The organism is Segeticoccus rhizosphaerae (assembly GCF_005222685.1).
Lineage (GTDB): Bacteria > Actinomycetota > Actinomycetes > Actinomycetales > Dermatophilaceae > Segeticoccus > Segeticoccus rhizosphaerae.
Map to the genome: position 1 here is coordinate 1 of NZ_SWMA01000009.1, position 23,254 is coordinate 23,254.

Below are 23,254 nucleotides of genomic sequence, written 5' to 3' on the forward strand. Positions count from 1 at the left end.
GCCGTCACCGGACTCACCACATCACTGGTCACACCCGACTCGGCGTCAACATACTCGCCACCGACAAAACTACGCAGAACCCGGGGACTCGTGCTCACGACATACTCCTCATTCGGTGTGATGGACAGCAGGCTGACTGGTGCTGGCGTCGCCGTGGACCAGGTCGTCACGACGGGTGTATGGCTTGGCGATGATCATGTAGACCAGGCCGACAGCCACGACGATGGTGGCCGACAGCAGGACGATCCAGTTGTCGTACCAGGCGACGTCCGGGGTGCGGGGCCAAGCCATGTTGACCGCAGCCACCACCTGGTAGGCGATCGCGGCGATGTTGACGGCGAGACCCCACCTGCCGAGGGTGAACTTGCCGGACGGCTTCCAGCCGCGCAGCCGTGCCCGCAGCGCGGCCAGCACCACCATCATGAAGGCCAGGTAGATGCCGAGGGATGCGAACGAGATGATCTTGGTGAGCGCGTTCTCCGAGATCTTGGACCCGACGATGATCAGGGCCGGGACGGTCGCCGCCAGCACCAGCGCGAACGGTGGCACGTGCCGGTTCGGCGAGAACTTCTTGAACAGGTGGCTGGCCGGCATCATGTCGTCGCGGGCGTAGGAGTAGACCAGCCGGCTGGCCGCGGCCTGCAGGCTGAGCGCGCAGGAGAAGAACGAGATGAGCACGATGAACATGACCACCTTGAACCCGACCGCACCGAAGGCGTCCCGGAAGACCGTGGAGACCGGATCCGCGTCCTTGCCCGAGATCACGGCGCCGAAGTCGGGCACGGCCAGGATCAGGGCCAGGGTGATCAGCAGCGAGGCCACACCGCCGATGTAGATCGTCATCCGCATCGCCCGGGGGATCTGGATGCCTGGGTTGCGCACCTCCTCGGCGACGTCGCCACACGCCTCGAACCCGTAGTAGAGGTAGAGCCCGATCAGCGCGGCTGCGGCGAAGGCCGGCAGGTAGGAGCCGGCACCCTTGGTGCCCGCCGAGTCGAAGAGGACGCCGAGGCCGTGGTGCCGTTCGGTGAGCAGCAGCCAGCCACCGACCGCAACCGCACCACACAGCTCGGCCGCGAAGCCGAAGAACGCGATCTTGGCGAGCAGCTTGGTGCCGCCGAGGTTGATGACGGTGACGACGGCGATGAGCACCAGTGCGCAGATGATCGTCACGTTGGTCGAGGGCTCGATGCCCAGCAACATCGCCACGAACGGGCCGGCGCCATAGGTCACACTGGCGATGGTGACGATCAGGGCGAGCATGTAGATCCACCCGGTCATCCAGGCATACCGGCGTCCCCACAGTCGTCGGGCCCACGGGTAGACGCCACCGGAGACAGGGAACTGTGCCACCACCTCGCCGAACACCAGGGCCACGAGCAGCTGGCCGATTCCGGCGATCACGACCGCCCAGATCATCGGCGGGCCCCCGGTGGCCAGCGCGAAGGCGAAGAGCGAGTAGATCCCGACGACCGGTGACAGGTAGGTGAACCCGAGCGAGAAGTTACCCCACAGGTTCATGTCGCGCTTGAAGTCGGAGGTGTAGCCGAGAGATGCCAGGTGGGCGTCGTCCTCGTCGTGCAGCTCATGGGCCGTGGAAGCCGTCATGTCTCATCTCCTGCCCGGTGTACGACGCCAGGGTGTGCGGTTCGGCCGCGAACGATCGGCCCGTCGCGGGGCAGCGTCAGCATCGCTGCGCCGCTTCGGTGGAAGGTAGCGCTGTTAAACCTGTGACGTCAATGGTTTCGAGAACTTGCCCGTCCGGAGTCGCCACGGCAGGCGCGGGAGCGACTGGAAGCCCAGGGCATCGGCAGCCTCGGCGGACACGAGCTCCCCCGTGAGCCAGGCGGTCGACGTGGACAGCACCACCCTGCCCTCGGCACCCAGCACCACCACCTCGCGCGCCCCACCGAGCTCGGGCAGCAGTCGGGTCTCGAGCCATGCGGCCGGGACATCTGCTCCTGCCACGCCGAGGAACTGTCCGTCGGCCACGATTGGCGTGGTGAAGGTCAGGATGTACTGACCTGTGCCGTGGACGTCGACATAGGGACCCACGACATGCCGTGCGCCCGATCTGCGTGGCACGTCGAACCACTCGGCGCTCTCGTAGTCGTAGAAGCCGAGGCTCAGCCGATTGAGGTCCACCTCGAGTGCCACGGGGTCTTCCCGGCCCGGCTCGGTCTGCCACCACTCCAGCCGCAGCGGCTCGTCGTGCAGCACGTCGGGAGCCACGATCAGCCCGATCCCGATGACCAGCCCGCGCCCTGCTCGCAGGTTCGAACGTATGGCGGGGCTCAGCTCAGCGATGTCACCACCACCCAGCGGTGCCCCCCGGGCGACCGAGGCCGCGTGGGCGCGCAGGGCCTCGTCGTGCACCCTGTCGACGACGGCGAACACCTCTTCCGCGAAAGCCACGATCGCACGTCGCGCCCGCACGCCGGGCCGAGGCGCGGCCGCGCTCATCGTGCGGCCACCCGCGCCCCGCGAGTCCTGCGCCGCGGGGCCAGCCCGGTTTCGTCGCGACGGTCTCCCGCGGTCGCCGCCTTGAGGTGCAGGTCCACCAGCCACGCGGTCCGTGTGGTCAGGTGTTCCTCCATCCGCGACCGCGCCAGGTCTTCGTCCCGTTCCTCCACCGCCTGCACCACCAGGGCATGACCCTCGACAACCCGACGCAGCCGCTTGCCGGAACCCCCTGCCGGCCAAGGGATCTGGCCCATCTCGGTCTGCAGGTCGATTTCCGCCATGGTCAGTCGCACGGACTGCGTGCAGGCTGCGAGCTCGACGAAGTAGCGCGCGTCGAGTCGCCGTTTGTCGGTCAGGTCCGTGGCGCCGGCCAGGCGGTCGACGATCTCGCGCAGCCGAGTGACCTCCAGGGGTGACGCGCGTCGGGCGGCCAGCCGCGCTGCGGTTCCGGCCACGGCCACGTGCACGTCGCCCAGCTCACGCAACTCGCTGGTGCCCAGTTCTTCCAGCCGCACCTGGGACAGCCCGGCCAGTGCTTCGTCACGAGTCCTCACGAAGCTGCCGCCCGCCCGACCGCGGCGGGTCTCCACCAGGCCCCGGGCGCGCAGGTCGGCCAGCGCGTCGCGCAGCGTCATCGTCGAGACGTTGAGGGAGGTGGCGAGGTTCGCCTCGGCCGGCAGCTGCTCGCCGTCCACGATCAGTCCGAGGGCGATGGCGCTCCCCAGCCGGCGCACGACCGCCTCGCTGCGAACGACACCCTCGTCGAGGGGCGCGAACACCGCCCGTCGCGCGTCTCCCGAGAGCAACCTCATGCTCTCCCCTCCCTCCGACCGGCGACCACTGCTCCGCCGCAGTCTCCATCCGCAACGCGCTGGATTGCCATTCAACCACTGCCGCTGCTCAAGTCGGCAGGGCTAAACCCTAGAAATCAGAGGTATCACTGGCTACAGTCATCGGAACCCGGAAGACGGCAAGGTCCAGGAGGCCCATCGTGACCCAGGTTCCACCCGATCCGACCATCGAGGGCGACGCCCTGTCACGGCCGTTCACCCCGGGCGCCCAGCCCGCCGACCTGGCCGGACTGGACACCTACGTCGAGACCGCGGCCGCGAGCACGCCGACGCCACTGGCCGACCCGAAGACACGCGAGTTCGTCGAGGAGTGGCGCAACGCGTCATACAACTGCTTCTCCTCCGGGCACAAGTTCTGTCGTGAAGTGTGCCCGGTGACCCAGGTGGCCCGCAACGACTCCTGGACCCCGACAGCCTTCCACGCCAACGTCGTCGCGCTCGAGCGTGGGGAGCTCGAGATCGGGGACATCGCGTCGGACTACGTCAACTGCACCCAGTGCGGGGCGTGCGAGCTGCGATGCCCCAACACGCTGTTCACCGGCGACTTCTACCGCTTCCGCACCCGCACCGTCGACGTCGTCAAGGCGGTGCGCGCGCTGGCTGTCGACAGCGACGTGCACCAAGCCGGATGGAAGACCTGGAACGAGCGCACCAACGACCGCACGCACGAGCCTGTCCTCGGTGACACACCCGTCAGCCAGGAGACGGTCCGCGACTGGGCCGACGGGCTCGACCTGCCGATAGGCGGCGAGACCGTCCTGTTCGTCGACTGCGAGGCGGCGTTCTACCGCACCTCGGTCCCCCGCGCCGTCGCGCAGATCCTCGCGCTGGCCGGCTACGAGTTCGGCCTCATGCAGGAACAGTGGTGCTGCGGCGGACCGGCGGCCGAGATGGGCTACGTCGACCAGGCGAAACGGTTCGCCCGGCACAACCTCGACAACTGGCGGGCGTCCGGCACCAAGCGGGTGCTGGTGCTCGACCCACACGACTACATCTCGTTCACCGAGGACTACCCCAAGTACTTCGGTGAGGAGTTCGACATCGAGGTCGTGCTCGTCATCGAGGTCTTCGCTGAGCTGATCCGAAGCGGCAAGCTCTCGCCCACGGTCCCGATCGACAGGGCCATTACCTACCACGACCCGTGCCGGCTCAACAAGCGCAAGGGGATCTGGGAGGAGCCCCGCGAAATCCTGCGCGCCATCCCGGGACTCACCTTCGAGGACGTCGACCGGGTCACCCAGTGGTCCTACTGCTCCGGCGGTGGTGGCGGACTACCCATCGAGAAGCCCGAGCTGACCGCGGCGATCAGCGCCAAGCGGCTCGACAACGCGGCCCAGCTCGACATCGACACCCTGGTCAGTGCCTGCCCGTGGTCCGAGCGTCCGCTCACCGAGGCCGGAGACGCACAGGACATCGACGTGGTGGACCTGCACGAGCTGCTCGCCGAGTCGTTGGGCATCGAGGTGGGCGGATCGCGCGGCGACCTGGGCGACAGGCGGCTCGCCCAGGAAAGGTCCGGGGTGCCGGGACGAGCCCGCCGGGCCCGCGGCGCCGGATGCGGCTCCGGGGGCTGCGGCTCCGGGGGCTGCGGCTCCGGCAACGGCTGCGGATGCGGAGGCCACTGACCATGGCGCTCACCGAGACGCAGCTCGACTCCCTGGTCCAGGCGCTGCGGACCGTCCTGCGTGACGACCAGATCCTCACCTCCAAGACCGACCGCTACAACCGCACCCGGGTGCCAGCCCCCTTCCCTGTGCATCGCTGGGCCGAGCGGCTGCCCGACCTGGCCGTGTTGCCGACGACGACCGAGCAGGTGGCGGGAGTGGTCCGGATCGCCAACGACCTCCGGGTGCCGGTGGTCCCGCGCGACGGTGGCACCGGTCTGACAGACGGCGCTGCTCCCCTGCGGGGCGGCATCGTCGTGGACCTGAAGGCCATGGACCAGATCTACGAGCTCGACCTCGAGAACCGCACCGTCTCGGTGGGCGTGGGCATCAACATGCTGAAGCTCAACGAGAAGCTCGCGAGACACGGCCTGTTCTATCCCGACGACCCCGCGTCGTACCCCTGCTCGCTGGTGGGCGGGCGCATCGGCACCAGCGGCTGGTCACTGATCGGCTCCCGCTACGGCCACACGCGAGACCTGGTGCTCAGCTTCGACCACGTGCTACCGACCGGCGAGGTCATGCACGTCGGCGACGGAGGCGGCGGCAAGATCAGCAAGTCCTCCAGCGGTTTCCAGCTCAAACACCTGTTCATGGGGCACCAGGGCACGCTGGGCATCGCGACCACCGCCACGCTGAAGCTCTTCCCCAAGCCGGAGGCCGAGCTGTCACCGTTCTGGTCGTTCGACAACTATGACGACGCCTACGCGTGCACCGGCGCACTGGCCCGGGCCGGCGTCGCCACCTTCGCCGGTGCCGTGCTCTTCGACGAGTACAAGGTCGCCTACCTGCGCCGCGACGACGAGGCCTACATCCCCCAGCCGGGCGACGTGCGCGCCCTGGTCTGCTCGGTGATGTACGGCTACGAGGACGAGGTCCGGGCAGGCGGCAAGCGGCTCTTCCGCATCGCCCGCGAGCACGGTGCCAGCTACCTCGGCGACGAGATCTCCGAAGGAGACTGGGCCGCCCGCCACGACAGGTATGCGACTCCTCTGCACGGCCGCACCAAGGACGGCCAGGTCATCCCGATGAGCTGGCACTGCGAGGACGCTGCCGTGAACTACACCAACCTCCCCTCGGTGTCCAAGGCCTGGCACGACATCATCGCCGACCTGCGCCGCAAGACCGACGTGTTCGACGACTGGGGCATGTTCGCCTACACCTCCGGCAACACCGGTGTGGACTACCTCACCGAGATCGACGTCGGGATCTGGGAGCAGCGACTCGACGACACGGCCTGGGAGCTGTGGGTCAGGGCCAAGCGGGACATCGCGGCCGTCGCGCTCGCCCACGGCGGCTCGATCAGCACCTGTCACGGCTCCTGTCGGGAAGGCGAGGTCGATCTCGTGCCCGAGGAGCTGGGCCGCGGCTTCCAGGTCATGCTCGACGTCAAGCGCACGCTCGACCCGCACAACATCATGAACCCGGGCAAGTACCTGCTCGACCGCGCTTATGACGCGAGTCCCCACCCCGAGGGAGCGCTCCAGTGACCGACGAGTCCACCAAGGCCCCCCACGGCCCGCGAGCTGCCGCCGCCTACCGCTTCGCCGAGCAGATGACGCCTCCGCCTGCGGCACGGGTCAGTGAAGTGGCCCAGACCACGTTCGAGCACGTCTACGAGGTCGATCCCCGGCTCATGGAGCGCCACGTCCTGCAACAGACCTTCCCCAACTGGGACACCCTGCGCATCATGAACGCCCGCCACGACCACCTCGACTGGATGCACCGGCACTTCGCCGACACGGTCGTGACCGGTTCGGCGCTGCTCGACGAGGTCGAGGGGTTGCACCGCACGACCGAGTGAGCCGGACGGCATACCGCGTCCTCGCAACAGGCGCGGCACATGTTCTGACGGGAGTCGGGTAGAGGCGAAGGTACCCGATTTTCAGGAGGAACCGTGAGCGATCCGATGGTTGCCGACTTTCTGCTCGACCGGCTGCGTCAGTGGGGGGTGGAGAAGCTGTTCGCCTTCCCCGGCGACGGCATCAACGGGATCGTGGGGGCACTGGGGCGGGCGGACAACAAACCGGAGTTCATCCAGGCCAGGCACGAGGAGATGGCTGCCTTCGAGGCCGTCGGCTACGCGAAGTTCACCGGGCGCCCCGGCGTCTGCATGGCCACCTCAGGTCCAGGAGCGGTGCACCTGCTCAACGGCCTGTACGACGCGAAGCTCGACCACGTGCCGGTCGTCGCCATCGTCGGCCAGACGGCCCGCACGGCGATGGGGGCGTCCTACCAGCAGGAGATCGACCTGATGAGCCTGTTCAAGGACGTCGCGTCGGACTACCTGCAGATGGTGACGGTGCCGGAGCAGCTGCCCGTGGTGCTCGACCGGGCCATCCGCATCGCCACGGCGGAGCGGACCGTGACGGCACTGATCATCCCGTCCGACGTGCAGGAGCTGCCCTACTCCGCGCCGACGCACGAGTTCAAGATGTCTCCGGGCAGCGTGGGCACGAAGTGGCCGACCCCGGCCGTCGACGACGCGGTGATCAGGCAGGCGGCCGACATACTCAACGCCGGGTCGAAGGTGGCCATCCTCGCCGGCGCGGGCGCCAGCGGGGCCCGGGCCGAGCTCGAGCAGGTGGCTGAGCTGCTCGGGGCGGGCGTGGCCAAGGCGCTGCTCGGCAAGGACGTGCTCTCGGACGAGCTGCCCTACGTGACCGGGTCGATCGGCCTGCTGGGCACCAAACCGAGCTATGACCTGATGATGGGCTGCGACACGCTGTTGACGGTGGGTTCCAGCTTCCCCTACACGCAGTTCATGCCGAAGTACGAGCAGGCCAAGGCGGTGCAGATCGACATCGACCCGAAGATGATCGGCATCCGCTACCCCTACGACATCAACGTCGTGGGGGATGCGAAAACGACGCTGCAGGCACTCATCCCGCTGCTCCAGCGCAAGGAGGACCGCTCCTGGAGCGATGAGGTCGTCAGCGGGGTGTCGAGCTGGTGGGAGACCATGGACAAGCGCGCGGCCGTCGAGGCCGAGCCGATCAACCCGATGCGGCTCTTCTCCGAGCTGTCACCCAAGCTCCCCGACGACGTGATCGTCACGGCTGACTCCGGCAGCAGCGCCAACTGGTATGCCCGGCACCTCAAGTTCCGGGGGCGCATGCGCGGTTCGCTCTCCGGCAACCTGGCAACCATGGGCCCTGGTGTGCCGTATGCGATCGGCGCCAAGTTCGGCAACCCGGAGCGACCTGTGATCGCCTTCGCGGGGGACGGCGCGATGCAGATGAACGGCATGGCCGAGCTCATCACGATCAAACGCTACTGGCAGGACTGGGCGGACCCCCGGCTGATCGTCGCCGTGCTGCACAACAACGACCTCAATCAGGTGACGTGGGAGCTGCGCGCGATGGGGGGCGACCCGAAGTTCACCGAGTCACAGTCGTTGCCGGACGTCGACTACGCCGCGTTCGCCGCCACCCTGGGTCTCCAGGCCATCACGGTCACGGATCCGGGTGACCTCGCCGGCGCGTGGGACCGGGCCCTGGCTGCAGACCGGCCGACGGTCCTCGACGTCCACGTCGACCCTGACGTGCCGCCCATCCCGCCGCACGCGACCTTCGCCCAGGCCAAGGCCACGGCCGAGTCGCTCCTGAAGGGTGACGAGGATCGGTGGGGCGTCATCAAGGAGGGCATCAAGACCAAGGCCCAAGAGTTCCTGCCGGGCGATCGGTAGTCCCGACGTGCCGAAAAGCAAGGCAGGCACCGAGCCACGCGTCGAGGCCGTCGACGCCCGCGTGTTCACCGTGCCCACGAGCTCACCGGAGGCCGACGGGACGCTGGCGTGGGACTCCACCACCTTGGTGCTGGTGCGGGTCCGGTGCGGCGACGAGGTGGGCACGGGCTGGACCTACGGGCCAGGTGCGTGCGCCCTCGTGGTGCGCGAACAGCTGTGCGACAAGGTCATCGGCACCGACCCCCAGGACGTCCGCGGCACCAGCGCAGCGATGCTGAGGGCGGTGCGCAACGACGCTCGGCCGGGTCTTGCCAGCTATGCCATCGCGGCGGTCGACATCGCGCTCTGGGACCTCAAGGCGCGCCTGCTCGGGCTACCGCTCCACCATCTCCTCGGCGCCGTGCGTGAGGAGGTGCCGATCTACGGCAGCGGCGGCTTCACCACTTACGACGAGGCCCAGCTCGCCGCCCAGGTCGAGTCCTGGCTGGAGGTCGGAGCGCGCGAGGTCAAGATCAAGATCGGCGAGTCGCGGGGCACGCGGGTCGATCGAGACCTGGAGCGGATGCGTCAGGTGCGTCGTCTGGTGGGCGACGACGTGGGCCTCATGGTGGACGCCAACGGCGGCTACCAGGTCAAGCAGGCGGTCCGGCTCCTGCGTGACGCCGCGGACCTCGACGTCAGGTGGTTCGAGGAGCCCGTGTCCTCGGACGACCTCGAGGGCCTGCGCGAGGTCCGCGGTCTGGTCGACGCCGACGTGACAGCGGGCGAATACGGCTGCGACCTCTACTACTTCCGTCGGATGTGTGCCGCCGGAGCCGTCGACTGCCTGCAGGTCGACGTGTCCCGTTGCGGCGGCATCACGGAGTGGCTGCGCGCGGCAGCCGTCGCCGCGTCATACGGCTTGCAGGTCTCCGGCCACTGCGCACCAGCGCTGCACGCGCACGTGGCCGCCGCCGTGCCCAACCTGCGCCATCTCGAGTGGTTCCACGACCACGTCCGGATCGAGTCGATGCTGTTCGACGGTGCGCCGGTCGCCCGCGACGGCACACTTCACCTCGACGGCTCCGCACCGGGTCACGGCCTGACCCTGCGCGAGGGCGACGCCGAGCAGTTCGCCGTGGACGTCTGATCCCCCGGTACCACGCCGTCAGCCCAGCCCAGTCGGGCCGACTCCTCGGCGCTCCGGGCCTTGCTCCGCTCGATCCTCACGCCGTCGTCGTCAGCCCAGCCGAGGCAGGCGGTTGCGGTTGGCCACCTCCTCGAGTGCCCGCAGGGCCTCGGCGATGACCGGTTGTCCGCGGCTGCCCCGTCGGACCGCCGTGAGGATGTGCCGCGCGGGGCTCGGGTCTCCACGCAGCGGCACCCGGGCGACCGGATAACCGGAGGGCAGGCGCGCGAGCCGGGGCACGAGTGCCACGCCGAACCCAGCCCCGACGAGCGCGGCGCCGGTGTCCCACTCGGCGACGTGGTGCACGATCGCCGGCGTGAACCCTGCCGAGGCGCACGCCGTGAGGACGAGCTGATGGTGCGGTCGCCCCGGCCGGTCCCCGATCCACAGCTCGTCGGCCGCCTCCTCGAGGGGCACCGAGCTCCATCCGGCCAGGCGGTGGTCGGCGGGCACCAGCAGGTCCAGCGGGTCGTCCAGCAGCGGCCGCTGGTCGAACCGTGGGTCGATGCTCGGTGGCAGGGAGTCGGTGGCGACCACCACCGCGATGTCGGCGTCACCGGTGAGCAGCAGGTCGAAGCATTCCTCGGGGTCGGCCTCGATGATCTGCACCGTCAGTCGCGGTCGCTGGGCGCACACGGTCTTCGCGGCGTAGGGCAGCAACGCCGCAGCTCCCGTCGAGAACCCCGACAGGCGCAGCGTCCCGAGCTCCTGGTCGGATCCCCGCTGGACGTCGGCGCGCATCTCCTCCCAGCGCGTGTAGAGTTCATCCGCGTGCGCCACCAGGATCTGCGCCGCCGGCGTCAACCGCACTCCCCTGCCCTCGTGCACGAGGAGCGTCACGGCCAGGTCGCGGGCCAGCGAACGGAGTTGGTGTGACACGGCGGACGGGGTGTAGTTGAGCGCCTCCGCTGCGGCGGTCACGGTGCCCCGTTCGGCCAGCACCCGCAGCACGTGCAACCGTGGGTCGATCATGCAACAGTCTTGCACGATCTCGTGCACTTCTCTGCGCTTATCTTCAGGAGTCGATTGGGTCACACTGACCGGGTGCGCACCCTCGACCCCTTGTTGCAGGACTTCCGGCTGAAGCACCTCACGCTGCGCAACCGCGTCGTGAGCACCTCGCACGAGCCGGCCTACGGCGAGGACGGAATGCCCAAGGACCGCTACCGGCTGTACCACCTCGAGAAGGCCCGGGGCGGGGTCGGATTGACCATGATCGGGGGCTCGGCCGTCGTCTCACCCGACAGCCCGCCCTCGTTCGGCAACCTGCTACTCTACCGCGACGACATCGTCCCGTGGCTGCGCCGCCTCTCCGACGACGTCCACGAGGCGGGCGCCGCAGTGATGTGCCAGGTCACCCACCTGGGGCGCAGGACAAGCAACTTCACCGGTGACTGGCTGCCGCTGGTCTACCCGTCACGGCTGCGCGAGCCGGCTCACCGCGCCTTCCCCAAGGTCGCCGAACCCTGGGACCTGGACCGCATCGTCGCCGACTTCCGCGACGCCGCCCTCCGCTGCCGCGACGGCGGGCTCGACGGGATCGAGCTGATGGCCTACGGGCACCTGTTCGACGCCTTCCACTCCCCCGCCACCAACCATCGCAGCGACGAGCTGGGCGGCACCCTGGAGCGGCGTATGGCGTTCCCGCGCCGGGTGATCCAGGAGATCCGTGCGGCGGTGGGACCAGACTTCATCATCGGCATCCGGATGTCGATGGAGGAGGACCTCGCCGGCGGCCTCGGTCGGGAGGAGGCGCTCGAGCTGCTGCGCCACTACGTCCACGACGGCATCGACTTCCTCAGCGTCATCAAGGGCAACATCGACAGCGACGCCCACCTGGCCGCCGTGATCCCGTCGATGGGCACGCCCGCAGCCCCCTTCCTGGAGTTCGCCGGTGAGCTGAAGCGGGCCCTGGACATCCCGGTCATGCACGCCGCACGCATCCAGGACGTCGCCACCGCCAGGTATGCCGTCCGCGAGGGTTTGCTGGACCTGGTCGGCATGACCCGCCCCCAGCTCGCCGATCCGCACCTCGTGCGCAAGCTGGCCGCCGGTGAAGAGGACCGGATCCGCCCCTGTGTCGGAGCGAACTACTGCCTCGATGCGATCTACGACTCCGGCGACGCCAAGTGCATCCACAACCCCGCCACCGGACGCGAGCAGGCCTTGCCGCACACCATCGAGCGCTCGCCGCGGCCCCGTCGCAAGACCGTCGTGGTCGGTGCAGGGCCGGCCGGCCTGGAGGCCGCCCGGGTCCTCGGTGAACGCGGTCACCAGGTGGTGGTCTTCGAAGCGGCGGACGCACCCGGAGGGCAGATCCGGCTGGCGGCGTCCTCGCCCCGGCGGGCCGACCTCATCGGCATCGTCGACTGGCGGGTCACCGAGGCCAAGCACTCCGGCGTCGACTTCCGCTACGGCACCCTGGCCGGCACGAAGGAGGTCCTGGCCGAGGAACCGGACCTGGTCGTGGTGGCCACTGGCGGGACTCCGGACCGTTCCTTCCTCACCGCGGGCCAGGAGCTGGTCATGGACACCTGGGACGTGATGGACGGCAGCTTCCGCACGCACGGCAACGTGCTCGTCTACGACGACAACGGCACGGAGCAGGCGATGGATGCCACCGAGCTCCTCGCCACCCGCGGTGCCCGCGTCGAACTCGTCACGCCGGAGCGTCAGCTGGCCCCGGGCGTGGGCAGCATGAACTCTCCCGCCTACCTCGCGGCCTTCACCGAGCACGACGTCACGATCACCCTTGCCTACCGGCTGACGGCGGTGACCAGGGGCGCCGACGGCCGCCCGGTCGCGCATCTGGTCAGCGACTACGCAGACCATCCGCTCGAGCGGCACGTCGACCAGGTCGTCGTCGAGCACGGCACGTTGCCCAACGACGACCTCTACTTCGAGCTGCTGCCCGGATCGAGCAACCTCGGGGAGGTCGACCACGAGGCGCTGCTGGCCGGGTCCCCGCAGACGGTCAACCGCAACGCCGCGGGCAGCTACCAGCTCTTCCGGATCGGCGATGCGGTCAACAGCCGCAACATCCACGCCGCGATCTACGACGCGCTGCGCCTCTGCACGGCCACGTGAGCACCGGCCCGAGCGCCGACCCAACCACACGCCCGAGCGCCGACCCAACCACACGGCATACCAGTCCAACCCGACGCATCCACCCCAAGGAGTCCCGATGACCGCACTCGCCGGCCGCTCCACCCGCTTCCCGGAGCTCGCCGGGCTCGTGGCGTCCCGAATCCCCGGACGCTGCCTGCCTGCTCCGTTCTACACCGACCCTGCCATCCACGACGCCGACGTCGCCGGCATCTTCGCCAGGCACTGGATCTTCGTCGCCACGGAGCCGGAGGTGTCCGAGCCAGGCGACTACGTGACCGTCGAGATCGGCCCCTACTCGGTGATCATCGTTCGTGACGACGACGAGCAGATCCGGGCGTGGCACAACGTGTGCCGTCACCGTGGAGCCCGAATCCTGCCCGAGGCCAACGGGTCCGTGGGCAACATCGTCTGTGGCTACCACAAGTGGACCTACAGCCCGGACGGTGTCCTGCTGTCGGCCGGAGAGCAACCGCCCGACTTCGACAAGGGGTGCTTCGGCCTGAAGCCGGTGCAGCTGCGCAATGTCGCGGGCCTGATCTACCTGTGCCTCGCCGACGACCCGCCCGCCGACTTCGACGAGGTGATCCCGCGCATCGAGCCCTACCTCGCCCCGCACCGGCTGGAGCACACCAAGGTCGCTGCGCAGGTGGACCTGGTCGAGCCCGGCAACTGGAAGCTGGTGATGGAGAACAACCGGGAGTGCTACCACTGCGACGGTCACCCGGAGCTGTTGTGCTCGTTCTTCCCCACCTACGGCTATGAGCCCGACGACATGCCAGCGCGCCTCCAGCCGGCGTTCGACCGCTTCCTCCAAGCCGACCTCGACCTACGCAACGCCTGCGACGAGCGGGGTATGCCACACGCGCTGATCGAGGAGCTGTCCGGTCGCCCGACCGGGTTCCGGATCCAGCGCGAGGCGTTGGACGGGGCAGGCGAGTCGTTCACCCGTGACGGCAGAGCGGCGTGCCAGCGCCTGCTGGCCGACTTCGACACGCCACGGCTGGGACGGATGACGATGCACCAGCAGCCCAACGTCTGGCTCCACCTGCTCAGCGACCACGCCGTCACCTTCAGCGTCCTGCCGATCGCTGCCGACCAGACCCTGGTGCGCACCACCTGGCTGGTCCACGAGGACGCAGTCGAGGGCGAGGACTACGACGTGGCGGCCCTCACCGACGTGTGGCGGGCCACCAACGAGCAGGACCGCGGGTTCGTCCGGCTCGCCCAGCAAGGGGTGAGCAGCCCGGCATACGAGCCAGGCCCCTATTCGGCCAGTGAATACCAGGTGGAGCAGTTCTGCGCCTGGTACATCGAGCGAATGACCCAGTTCGTGCAGTCATGACCGAGCTGTTGTCCACGTCCGCACCGCTCACCGGCGCCCTTGGCACCGCAGGTGACCAGCACCTGTGGGACGACAGCGAACTGACCCTGATGTGTCGACGGACCATCCAGGTCACCCACGACGTGCGGACCTTCGTGCTGGAGCCACTCGCGGCCGTGCCCCAGGAGCAGCTCCCCGGGCAGTACCTCACGATCACCGTTGGCATCGACGGGATGGAGGTGCAGCGGTGCTACACGGTGTCCTCTCCCCCGACCCGTCCGGGCGCCTTGACGATCACGGTCAAGCGCGTGCCCGGGGGGCCGGTGTCCAACTGGCTCCACGACCACCTGCAGGCTGGCGCAACCCTGCGCGCCGCGGGGCCGTTCGGCCGGTTCACCATGAGCGAGCACCCCGCCACGAAGTACCTGTTCCTCTCGGCCGGTAGCGGCATCACCCCGCTCATGTCGATGACTCGCACCCTGTGCGACCTGGGCATGCCCGCAGACGTGGTGTTCGTGCACAGCGCACGCTCCCCGCGGGACATCATCTTCCGGCGTGAGCTCGAGGCGATGTCAGCGGCCTTCGACAGCTTCACCGTGACCGCCGTCTGCGAGGAGGACTCGCCCGTCGAACGCTGGGCCGGGCCGCACGGACGGTTGTCGCTCGGGCTGGTGCGCGGCGTCGTGCCGGACCTCGCCGAACGTGAGGTCTTCACCTGCGGGCCCCCTCCCTACATGGAGTCCGTTCGGGCCATCCTCACCGAGGCGGGGTGCGACCCGGCTCACTGCCACGAGGAGAACTTCTGCTTCGAGGCGCCAGGACGCCTCTCACTCTGTCCCGACCCCGGTGACGCCGGAGTGCCCCCAGTCGCTGAGCCTCCTGTCGCGGCACCGGTATTCACGGTGGAGTTGCGCGCCAGCGGACGGCAGATCGAGTGCGCCGCCGACACCACCGTCCTCACGGCCGCGCTGCGGGCCGGGGTGAACCTGCCCAGCTCCTGCACGGAAGGAGCATGTGGCACCTGCAAGAGCACCCTGCTGAGCGGGAGCGTCGACATGCAGCACGCCGGCGGGATTCGCCCCCGGGAGATCGCGCAGGACAAGTTCCTGCCTTGCTGTTCCAAGCCGCTCGAGAACCTGGTCATCGACCGATGAGACCATCGCGGCCGGGCACCGTGGCCTGTACATCCCGATCAGCGATGCCCGCTTGCCGAGATCCTCGTTGTCGCGACGGTTGAAGGCAGCCGGTCCAACCGGGAGGGGCCCTGGTCGAAGTTCCACTGGCGAGTCCTCATCGGCCTCGGCAGCGTGTGGATCCTCGACGGTCTCGAGGTCACCATGGTGGGCAGCGTTGCCTCGCGGCTGACCGAGAAGGGCAGCGGCCTCGCGCTGAATCCCGGCCAGATCGGCTTGGCTGCGGCCATCTACGTCCTCGGGGCCTGCCTCGGGGCGCTGTTCTTCGGCCAGCTGACCGACCGCTTCGGACGCAAGAAGCTGTTCATGCTGACCCTGGGGGTCTAGATCATCGCGACCGTCGCGACGGCCTTCGCCTTCGCCCCCTGGTACTTCTACCTCTGCCGGTTCTTCACCGGTAGCGGCATCGGTGGAGAGTGCGCAAGAACGTGCCGGAGAGCCCCCGCTGGCTGTTCATCCACGGGCGGGCGGACGAAGCCGAACGCATCGTCGGGGGGATCGAGGACGACATACGGGAGGAGACCGGGGAGGAGCTCGAAGAGCCGCAGGACACCATGAAAGTGCGGCAACGCGAGTCGATCCCGTTCCCTGAGATCGCCAAGGTCGCGTTCACCATGTATCCCAAGCGGGCGATCCTCGGCCTCGCGCTGTTCGTCGGACAGGCTTTCATCTACAACGGGATCACCTTCGACCTCGGGACCCTGTTCGGCACGTTGTACGGCGTTGCCTCCGGCACCGTGCCCCTGTTCATCATCATCTGGGCCCTCGGCAACTTCGCCGGCCCGGTGACCCTCGGGCGGCTGTTCGACACCGTCGGGCGCGAGCCGATGATCTTCGGGACCTATCTCAGCTCTGCGCTGGTGGCGGTCGTCCTGGCCGGAGTGCTCGCCTACGGGATCGGCGGCGCGTGGTTGTTCCTGGGCATCCTCGTCGTCTGCTTCTTCCTCGCCTCGTCCGGGGCGAGCGCCGCCTACCTCACGGTGAGCGAGATCTTTCCGATGGAGACCCGAGCACTGGCCATCGCCTTCTTCTACGCCGTCGGCACCGGCGTGGGCGAGATCACCGGGCCGCTGCTGTTCGGCAAGCTGATCGGCTCGGGCAACGAGGGCAACGTCGCGATCGGTTTCCTGATTGCGGCCGCGGTCATGGCCGTCGGCGGCATCGTGGAGATCTTCTACGGCGTCAAGGCCGAGCAGGCGAAGCTCGAGGACATCGCCATGCCGCTGACCACCGCCGACGAGAGCGATGCCTGAGGCCGCGGACGGCCGAGGGCCTCAGCCCTCCACCGCGGTCTCGTCGTGCGGCGCGCCGACCGGCTTGGACTCCGGGGATCCACGCTCGCGCAGGTAGACCGACAGGACGGCCATGCTGCCCACAGCCAGCAGCTCGGACTGCCAGTTCTGCAGCGTGCGGTTCCAGAAGTCCGGTGCCATGAGGTAACCGCCCAGACTCACCGGATCCTCCAGGTTGCTGAGCTGTTGGGAGTTGTATGCCGACCGCCCCGCCACCAGCTGCGCGAGCCACGACCCCAGGAACACCAGACCCATGACGAGCACCAGGGAGTGCGAAAAGATCCGGGTGCGCCAACCGCCGGCCTTCGCCCACTTCGGCGAGTCCTCCTCGGCGTACCGTCCGACCTTCTGCTCGCGGTCGCTACCGCGTCCCGAGGCACCCACCTTCTTCGACTCGGGTGAACCCCTCTGGACGAGCCACACGGTCAGGAGGATGTAGAGCAGGAACTGCAGGTACTCCGACTGCCAGTTCTCGGCGACGTCGACGGTGAAGTTGGAGGAGGTGACGTACTCCCAGAACGACACGTGGGCGAGGCCCAACGTGTCCGCCCGGGAGTTGATCTCCGCCTGACCCGTGAACGCCTGGCCCAGCAGGGCGAGCAGCAGCAGGGCACCGAAGACGAGCCCGAGGCCGTTGTCGCGAACGGTTTCCCGGAGGGTGCGTGAGCGCGCCGAACTCATCGGCCGACCAGTCCTACGACCGTGCAGTAGACCAGGCCGACCACGATGGTCAGCACATAGGTGGCAAACATGTATCGCATCTCAGCCGCCCTTCACGATGCAGTTGTAGGGCCGGTCGTGACGCGGCTCGCAGCCCGCGGCCACCACCTTCCACCCGCTGCCGAACTGCGAGAGGAAGACGATGTCTCCGCGCAGCACGACGCGGGCGTTGTTGCCGTAGACGTCCACGGTCTCCGGCTCCTGCGCCCGGGGAATGCCCTGCTTGTCGACCACCGTGCCACAGGACTTGCCCGTGGAGTCCTCCAGTTCCTGGAGTGTTCGCGGCGCCAGCAGGCCACAGGCCCGAGCGCTGGACCCTTCGGCCAGTGCGGTGTGGAAGTCCCGCGCAGCCTGTTCAGCACCCACCCGGTCAGGGGCGATGCCGCCGCAACCGGCGAGCACCAGCACGGCGAAGACTGCCGCCGCCACCGTCCGCACCGTCACGGATCGACGCCGAGATGCGCGCGGTGCCAAGTGCATGCCGTGAGGTTAGGACATTTCCGCGGCTGGTGGTCGCAGGCCCGCCGTGGCCGGAATGTCGGGCTGCGCTGCAGCGCCTTCTCGGGTCACCGTCGTTGCCACGGCGCGGCTGCCGCCGGCCTCGGCGCAGCCGGATTCACGATGGTGAAGCAGGCGTGGGCGGAGGGTACGCGGCGCGCCGCCGAGGGCATGCGTCAGGACGTGGCCGCCGTTGCGGCGCCGAAGCCGTCTCCCGAAACCTCTTGACCCCCTGGCCGGCACCGCGAGGTCCTCGGTATTGACGAGTCCCGGCTGCGCGGCCATAGTCAGCCCAATGACCCCCGTTGCGATCGTCCGCAGAACCAGTTCAGCGCTCCAGGACGGTCTCACGTCGCACATCGCACGGGTGCCCGTCGACGTGGACCTGGCCCGACGCCAGCACGAGGCCTACTGCGCGGCGCTCACCGACGCCGGCTATGACCTCCGCTACGTCGAGGACGCGGCGGAGCTGGCGGACGCGGTCTACGTCGAGGACACCGTGGTGGTCTTCGGCGACATCGCGGTGCTCACCCGTCCCGGTGCGCCCGAACGCCGCCCCGAGGTCGCCGGCACCGAGGCGGTCCTGCGCGAGCTGGGTCTGACCGTCCACCGCATCAGCGAGCCCGCGACGCTCGACGGTGGCGACGTGCTGCAGGTCGGCTCGACGGTCTACGTCGGGCGCGGCGGACGCACCAACGGCGCCGGGATCGCCCAGCTCCGAGAGCTGGTGCGTCCGCTGGGCCGGACGGTCGTCCCGGTGCGGCTGACTGAGGTGCTGCACCTGAAGTCGGCGGTGACCGCCCTGCCGGACGGCACCATGCTGGTGCTCGATGACCTGGTGGAGCAGGGCGCCCTGCCGCCGGGTCGACCCGTCACGGAGGAGGCCGGCTGCCACGTCGTGCCGCTCGTCGACGGCACTGTCCTGATCAGCGCGTCGGCGCCGCGAACTCGGGACGCCTTGGAGGACTTGGGCTTTGGCACCCGGCCGGTCGAGATCAGCGAGTTCGAGAAGCGCGAGGGCTGCGTCACGTGCCTGAGCGTGCTGGTCCACTCGTGACAAGGCGCGGCCCGACGATGTCGACGGGCTTGTTCTGGACAGGTTCGTGGCGCGCACATGACGGGAGCGTGAGATGACATCACCGGAGACACCGGACTGGTATGACGGGGCGGTCTTCCCGGAGCTGCGCCAAGCTCCGCCCTGGGTCATGGAGGAGATGATCGCAGCCGAGAGCGCCCTCCCCTCGCAGCTCGCCGACACCACGGGCGAGGCAGCCGCACGACTCGCCGCGCGGATCAGGGAGGTCGTGGAGGCCGGGGACCCTCTGGTCGTGACCGGAGTCGGGACCTCGGGCCACGGCGCCCGCGCGACGGCGCTGATCCTCAACGACGCCGTGTCCGGTTCGCCTGTCGCGGCGGGGCCGGCGGAGGCTCGCGAGTCCTCGGACCAGGAGCTGGCGCCGCGGGCTCGGGGCCTGTGCCTCGGTATCTCGCACGGCGGCATGACCCGGTCGACGGCGGCCGCGCTGGCCGCCGCCCGGGAGGCCGGGGCGAGCACCGCGCTGGTCACCGCCTCGACCGAAGGCCCGGTCCGCCGCGTGGCTGACGACATCCTGCAGACGCCCCTGAAGGACGCGTCCTACTGCCACACCGTCGGCTACGTCTCGCCGATCCTCGCCGCCATCTCGGTGGCCGCCGCCTACCGGGGTTCGCCCTTCCCCGCAGCCGAGCTCACGTCATACCTGCAGGAGCTGGACTCGATCCGGGAGGTGGCCGCAGAGGTCGCCAGCGGCCTGCACGGCGCTCGCCGGCTCATCGCCGCCGGTAGCCTGGTCGACGTGCCCACCGCACGCGAGCTGGCGCTCAAGGTTGCCGAGGGTGCACGGCTGCCGACGAACGCGCTCGGGGTGGAGGACACGCAGCACGGCCACCTCGCCGGTCACGACCGGGACTCCGCCCTGGTCGCCATCGCGACCGGCGGAGCCGAAGCGAGACCGTCCGCTGACCGCGTGGCGGAACTGTTGCGCTCAGCACGGCACATCGGCCTGCGGACGGCGGCAATCGTCAGCCCTTCCCTTGCTGACGCCATCGATCCCGCCACCGCGAGCGCCGGTCTGGTGGTGCTGCCGGGTGGTGCCGGTGCCGGACTGCCCGACGCCTGGACGTCCCTGCTCGGCGGGGCGTTGGCCCTGCAGCACCTGACCGTCGGCCTCGTGCGCGCAGAGGGGGTCAACCCGGACCTGATCCGCCGGGAGGAGCGCCTCTACCGCGAGGCCGTCGCCCTGAGCGGCGCCAAGCTGCCACGGACCTGACCAGCGCCGAAACCCCACGCCCGCACCGCCTCGCGCACTCCGCACCTCGTGGGTCGCTCGCTGTCAACAGGGCCTCGCGCCCACCGATCCTCAGCGGGTGACCCGGACGACGACGCTCTTGACTCCCACCCTGCCGTAGCGGTCGACGGCCGCCGCCCGGAAGACCTTGCGGCCCGTGCCCTTGGTGCACCGGGCCCGGGTGGTCGCGCGGTAGGGATCACTGAGGCCGCAGCCCGCGGGTGCCACCCAGAACGGCACCGCTCGGTAAGCACCGGCCGGGGTGCGGCGCCCCGCGGAGCGCAGGGTGAACGGTCGGCCGATCCGGGCCGTGCGCGGGCCGGATGCCGAGGCCACGCGCGGGCCGAGGGGCGCAGGACCGGTGCGCTGCAGGAACGGTGAGCGCGCGACGTTCCAGTGGCGCGCGAGGTAGCTGCCCTTGCGGGGCGACACGTTGTAGTAGGTGTCCCGCCCGCAGTCCACCATCCCTGCGAAGGGTTGCCGCAGTCGCAGCGGCACGGCGCACCGCCGCACCAGTCTGGTCCCGCTCGCGTCCTGGTAGCACATGATGTCGGCCGTGTCCCGGCAGTGGCCGTGGGCGCTCGCGTAGGGCGCGCCCGGCTGCACCGCGCCGAGCGTGTGCAGGGCCTCGTGCAGCAGACCGCCCTCCCAACAGGGCGGCGTGAGCCAGGCAAACAGCGCCATCCGGTTGTGCCAGTTGTCCGCCGGACGAGGGGTGTCGTCGAGAAAGGTCTCCCCGAGCCCGCAGACGCGCTGCCGCGGCGGCGTCTCCGCCCAGACCACGTAGTGACGCCGCGGGCTGGTGTAGCCGAGCCGCCGCAGGTGGGCCCACAGCCTGGCCGGACCGGCATAGGCGCTGGCCGGCACCACCACCTTGCGCACGGACACGACACACCGCCCGGAGGCGGGCTCCGAGGTCACCCAGCGCATCCGCTGACCGTAGGAGCGGCCGGCCGAGGCGAACCACACCTCGGTGCTCGCCTCACCGATCCACTGCCGGATCCTGGGCGCCACCGTCCGGTAGCGGTCGGGATAACCCTTCGCTGTCGCGTAGATCGCCTGGAAGCGGTAGCCGCCGGTCCCGGTCCGCAGACACGGCGCGGACGAGCCGACCGGGTTGACACCCGGCACCCGCATCGGCGTCGCGACCGCACGGTGCACCGGCTGCGGCTCGAGCGCCCGGCGGACCGGCGGTGCCGAATCGAGTCCGTGGCCGAGCTGGCCGACCCGGCTGACCCAGGCGGGCACGGAGTCCGACCCGGTCACCACAGGAGCGGTCGTGGCCACGGGGGCTACGGCACTCCCGGTCAACCCGCCCAGCGCCAGGGCGAGGATTGCCGGGAGCAACAGCCTGGTGCGCATGGAACCTCGCCGTTCGGTCGGTGATGAAGGAATGTTCAGTCCGTCGCCGGGCCGGGTCTGCCGGACACCAGGCGCCACACCGAGCCGTGGGTGTGGCACACGTCGACTCCCTATCGCCACCCGCAGCCGCCGACCTGAGAGGTCGGTTGGACTCCTCACCCTCGACGGTGCCTCCGAGAGGCGGGCGGCCGCGCAGGCAACACCGTAAAGACCTCGTAAAGTGGGCATTTCGCCCCAGCAGCACCATTGGTCCCGCTGGTAGCGTCGTGCCGGACGGGCGCCGCCCCGATGGAAGTGTGGAGAAATGAGGCTCTTTCGCAGGCGACACGCCTCGCCCACTGCGGATCGCCCCCGCGCTGACCCCCTCACCGTCACGCTCCAGGTCGATGCCAGCGCCGCGACGGAACAGTCCATCGAGGTCGACGCCGACAACGAACTGCTCTCGTTGCTGGAGGAGGCGCTGCGAGAGCACCTGCCCTTCGGGATGGAGGGGGCGGCGCACGCCCAGGCGGTGGCCGTGCTGCCGATCGTGGTGGGCCGCGACCTCGTCGTGGAGGGGCGGCGGACGCCCGCCGAGGAAGTGCTGGAACAGCTGTGCCGCGACCACTCCCAGTCGCGCTCGGTGGACGACGGAGTGGTCTCGTGCAGCCTCTGCTCCGGCACCGGGTGGCCGTGCGGCGTGTGGGTGGCGGCGGCCCGTGCCGGCCTGGTCGAGGAGCGCTGAGATGATCCCGGACGACGAGGCCGGAGGGGCCGACCTCACCCATGAGCCGCAGTCACTCGCGGACGTCCACGACGAGCCCGAACTGTGGTCCTTCTACAAGCGGACGGGCGATGAAGCCGCCCGCGAGCGGCTCATCCTGCACCATGCCCCGCTGGTGAAGTTCGTCGCCGGTCGGCTCCGCTCGGGTCTGCCCTCCACGGTGGACCCGGGAGATCTCTACAGCGACGGGATGTTCGGGCTGTTCGACGCCATCGAGAAGTTTGACCCGGGGCTCGGTATCAAGTTCGAGACCTATGCCCAGCAACGGATCAAGGGGGCCATCTACGACCGACTGCGCACCATGGACTGGGTGCCGCGCTCGGTGCGGAGCAAGATCAAGGCGGTCGACCAGGCCCACGAGAGGCTCGAGCTCGAGCTGCAACGCACCCCCACCGACGAGGAGGTCGCCGATGCCGCCGGCGTGACGCTGCCCGAGCTGCGCGGCGTCTACACCCGGACCGCGACGACGAGCGTGCTCTCCCTCGACCGCCGGATCGGCGGCCAGGACGACCAGTCCACGCTCGGCGAGCTGCTCGCGCCGTCGACCGGAGAGGTGCTCGGCGAGGACCTCGAGGACGCGGAGCTCAAGCAGGAGCTGCTGCGGGGCGTGCGGCTGCTCCCCGAGAACGACCGCATCGTGATCACCCTCTACTACTTCGAGGAGTTCACGCTCGCGGAGATCGGCCAGGTCCTCGGTGTGACCGAGTCGCGGGCGTGCCAGCTGCACGGCCGCGCCCAGAAGAGGCTTCGGGCGCACCTCACCGCCCACGTCTGAGGCGGCTGGGGGCTCAACCGGCCGGTGGGAGGCGCCGATGGTTGGAGAAGGCCGAAGGCGC

Annotated in this window: 21 protein-coding genes; 14 read left to right on the top strand and 7 right to left on the bottom strand. The window is 69.5% G+C overall.

Features of this window, described 5'->3' with window-relative positions:
• Positions 1–108: 108 nt before the first annotated feature.
• The 3 genes from FCN22_RS08550 to FCN22_RS08560 form a co-directional block, all read right to left on the bottom strand.
• The gene (locus FCN22_RS08550; RefSeq protein ID WP_137121135.1) at positions 109–1,608 is read right to left on the bottom strand and encodes an APC family permease; all 1,500 of its coding nucleotides are present in this window, start codon (positions 1,606–1,608) and stop codon (positions 109–111) included.
• 114 nt (positions 1,609–1,722) lie between these two features.
• Positions 1,723–2,415 carry a cache domain-containing protein gene (locus tag FCN22_RS08555; protein WP_137121136.1) on the bottom strand — a complete coding sequence of 231 codons (693 nt, stop codon included), beginning with the start codon at positions 2,413–2,415 and terminating at the stop codon, positions 1,723–1,725.
• Between the two features lie 44 nt (positions 2,416–2,459).
• On the bottom strand, positions 2,460–3,275 hold the full coding sequence (locus FCN22_RS08560; RefSeq protein WP_137121137.1) for a FadR/GntR family transcriptional regulator: 816 nt from the start codon (positions 3,273–3,275) through the stop codon (positions 2,460–2,462).
• Positions 3,276–3,454: 179 nt separating this feature from the next.
• On the opposite strand from FCN22_RS08560, the gene FCN22_RS08565 reads away from it, so the two are divergent.
• From FCN22_RS08565 to FCN22_RS08585, 5 genes are all read left to right on the top strand, one after another.
• Entirely contained in the window at positions 3,455–4,939 is a 1,485-nt protein-coding gene (locus tag FCN22_RS08565) for a (Fe-S)-binding protein (protein WP_202911477.1), read from the top strand.
• Between the two features lie 2 nt (positions 4,940–4,941).
• Positions 4,942–6,468, top strand: coding sequence for an FAD-binding oxidoreductase (locus FCN22_RS08570; RefSeq protein ID WP_137121138.1), 1,527 nt, complete (start codon positions 4,942–4,944; stop codon positions 6,466–6,468).
• Positions 6,465–6,782: a hypothetical protein gene (locus FCN22_RS08575; RefSeq protein ID WP_202911478.1), complete on the top strand. Its 318-nt coding sequence runs from the start codon at positions 6,465–6,467 to the stop codon at positions 6,780–6,782. The genes FCN22_RS08570 and FCN22_RS08575 overlap by 4 nt, the downstream gene beginning before the upstream one ends.
• 93 nt (positions 6,783–6,875) lie before the next feature.
• Positions 6,876–8,666: a thiamine pyrophosphate-requiring protein gene (locus FCN22_RS08580; RefSeq protein ID WP_137121139.1), complete on the top strand. Its 1,791-nt coding sequence runs from the start codon at positions 6,876–6,878 to the stop codon at positions 8,664–8,666.
• A 7-nt stretch (positions 8,667–8,673) separates the two neighbouring features.
• Positions 8,674–9,795: an enolase C-terminal domain-like protein gene (locus FCN22_RS08585; RefSeq protein ID WP_137121140.1), complete on the top strand. Its 1,122-nt coding sequence runs from the start codon at positions 8,674–8,676 to the stop codon at positions 9,793–9,795.
• Positions 9,796–9,885: 90 nt separating this feature from the next.
• On the opposite strand, the gene FCN22_RS08590 is transcribed toward FCN22_RS08585, so the two are convergent.
• A complete protein-coding gene (locus FCN22_RS08590) occupies positions 9,886–10,806 on the bottom strand; it encodes a LysR family transcriptional regulator (protein ID WP_137121141.1) in 921 nt (306 codons plus the stop codon).
• Between the two features lie 72 nt (positions 10,807–10,878).
• On the opposite strand from FCN22_RS08590, the gene FCN22_RS08595 reads away from it, so the two are divergent.
• The 5 genes from FCN22_RS08595 (at position 10,879) to FCN22_RS08610 (ending at position 16,709) form a co-directional block, all read left to right on the top strand.
• A complete protein-coding gene (locus FCN22_RS08595) occupies positions 10,879–12,921 on the top strand; it encodes an NADH:flavin oxidoreductase (protein ID WP_137121142.1) in 2,043 nt (680 codons plus the stop codon).
• A 97-nt stretch (positions 12,922–13,018) separates the two neighbouring features.
• Entirely contained in the window at positions 13,019–14,284 is a 1,266-nt protein-coding gene (locus FCN22_RS08600; protein WP_137121143.1) for an aromatic ring-hydroxylating oxygenase subunit alpha, read from the top strand.
• A complete protein-coding gene (locus FCN22_RS08605; RefSeq protein ID WP_137121144.1) occupies positions 14,281–15,417 on the top strand; it encodes an FAD-binding oxidoreductase in 1,137 nt (378 codons plus the stop codon). The genes FCN22_RS08600 and FCN22_RS08605 overlap by 4 nt, the downstream gene beginning before the upstream one ends.
• A gap of 153 nt (positions 15,418–15,570) precedes the next feature.
• Positions 15,571–15,783 carry an MFS transporter gene (locus tag FCN22_RS22160; RefSeq protein WP_238384614.1) on the top strand — a complete coding sequence of 71 codons (213 nt, stop codon included), beginning with the start codon at positions 15,571–15,573 and terminating at the stop codon, positions 15,781–15,783.
• A gap of 101 nt (positions 15,784–15,884) precedes the next feature.
• Complete coding sequence (locus FCN22_RS08610; protein WP_238384615.1) at positions 15,885–16,709, top strand: MFS transporter; 825 nt, start codon at positions 15,885–15,887, stop codon at positions 16,707–16,709.
• A 21-nt stretch (positions 16,710–16,730) separates the two neighbouring features.
• Here FCN22_RS08610 and FCN22_RS08615 read toward each other — a convergent pair whose 3' ends face one another.
• Both FCN22_RS08615 and FCN22_RS08620 read right to left on the bottom strand, forming a co-directional pair.
• On the bottom strand, positions 16,731–17,429 hold the full coding sequence (locus FCN22_RS08615) for a DUF6766 family protein (RefSeq protein WP_137121145.1): 699 nt from the start codon (positions 17,427–17,429) through the stop codon (positions 16,731–16,733).
• Positions 17,430–17,510: 81 nt separating this feature from the next.
• Positions 17,511–17,912, bottom strand: a complete 402-nt coding sequence (locus FCN22_RS08620) for a hypothetical protein (RefSeq protein ID WP_202911479.1) — start codon at positions 17,910–17,912, stop codon at positions 17,511–17,513.
• A 349-nt stretch (positions 17,913–18,261) separates the two neighbouring features.
• On the opposite strand from FCN22_RS08620, the gene ddaH reads away from it, so the two are divergent.
• Together ddaH and FCN22_RS08630 are read left to right on the top strand one after the other, a co-directional pair.
• Positions 18,262–19,023 (top strand): dimethylargininase, encoded by a 762-nt coding sequence (gene ddaH, locus FCN22_RS08625; protein ID WP_137121146.1) that lies wholly within the window; start codon positions 18,262–18,264, stop codon positions 19,021–19,023.
• 73 nt (positions 19,024–19,096) lie between these two features.
• Positions 19,097–20,275 (top strand): SIS domain-containing protein, encoded by a 1,179-nt coding sequence (locus FCN22_RS08630; RefSeq protein WP_137121147.1) that lies wholly within the window; start codon positions 19,097–19,099, stop codon positions 20,273–20,275.
• A gap of 90 nt (positions 20,276–20,365) precedes the next feature.
• On the opposite strand, the gene FCN22_RS08635 is transcribed toward FCN22_RS08630, so the two are convergent.
• Complete coding sequence (locus FCN22_RS08635) at positions 20,366–21,655, bottom strand: hypothetical protein (RefSeq protein ID WP_137121148.1); 1,290 nt, start codon at positions 21,653–21,655, stop codon at positions 20,366–20,368.
• A 304-nt stretch (positions 21,656–21,959) separates the two neighbouring features.
• Here FCN22_RS08635 and FCN22_RS08640 point away from each other — a divergent pair, with 304 nt between their 5' ends.
• Positions 21,960–22,379, top strand: a complete 420-nt coding sequence (locus FCN22_RS08640) for a hypothetical protein (RefSeq protein WP_137121149.1) — start codon at positions 21,960–21,962, stop codon at positions 22,377–22,379.
• A 1-nt stretch (position 22,380) separates the two neighbouring features.
• On the top strand, positions 22,381–23,193 hold the full coding sequence (locus tag FCN22_RS08645; RefSeq protein ID WP_137121150.1) for a FliA/WhiG family RNA polymerase sigma factor: 813 nt from the start codon (positions 22,381–22,383) through the stop codon (positions 23,191–23,193).
• Positions 23,194–23,254 lie beyond the last annotated feature (61 nt).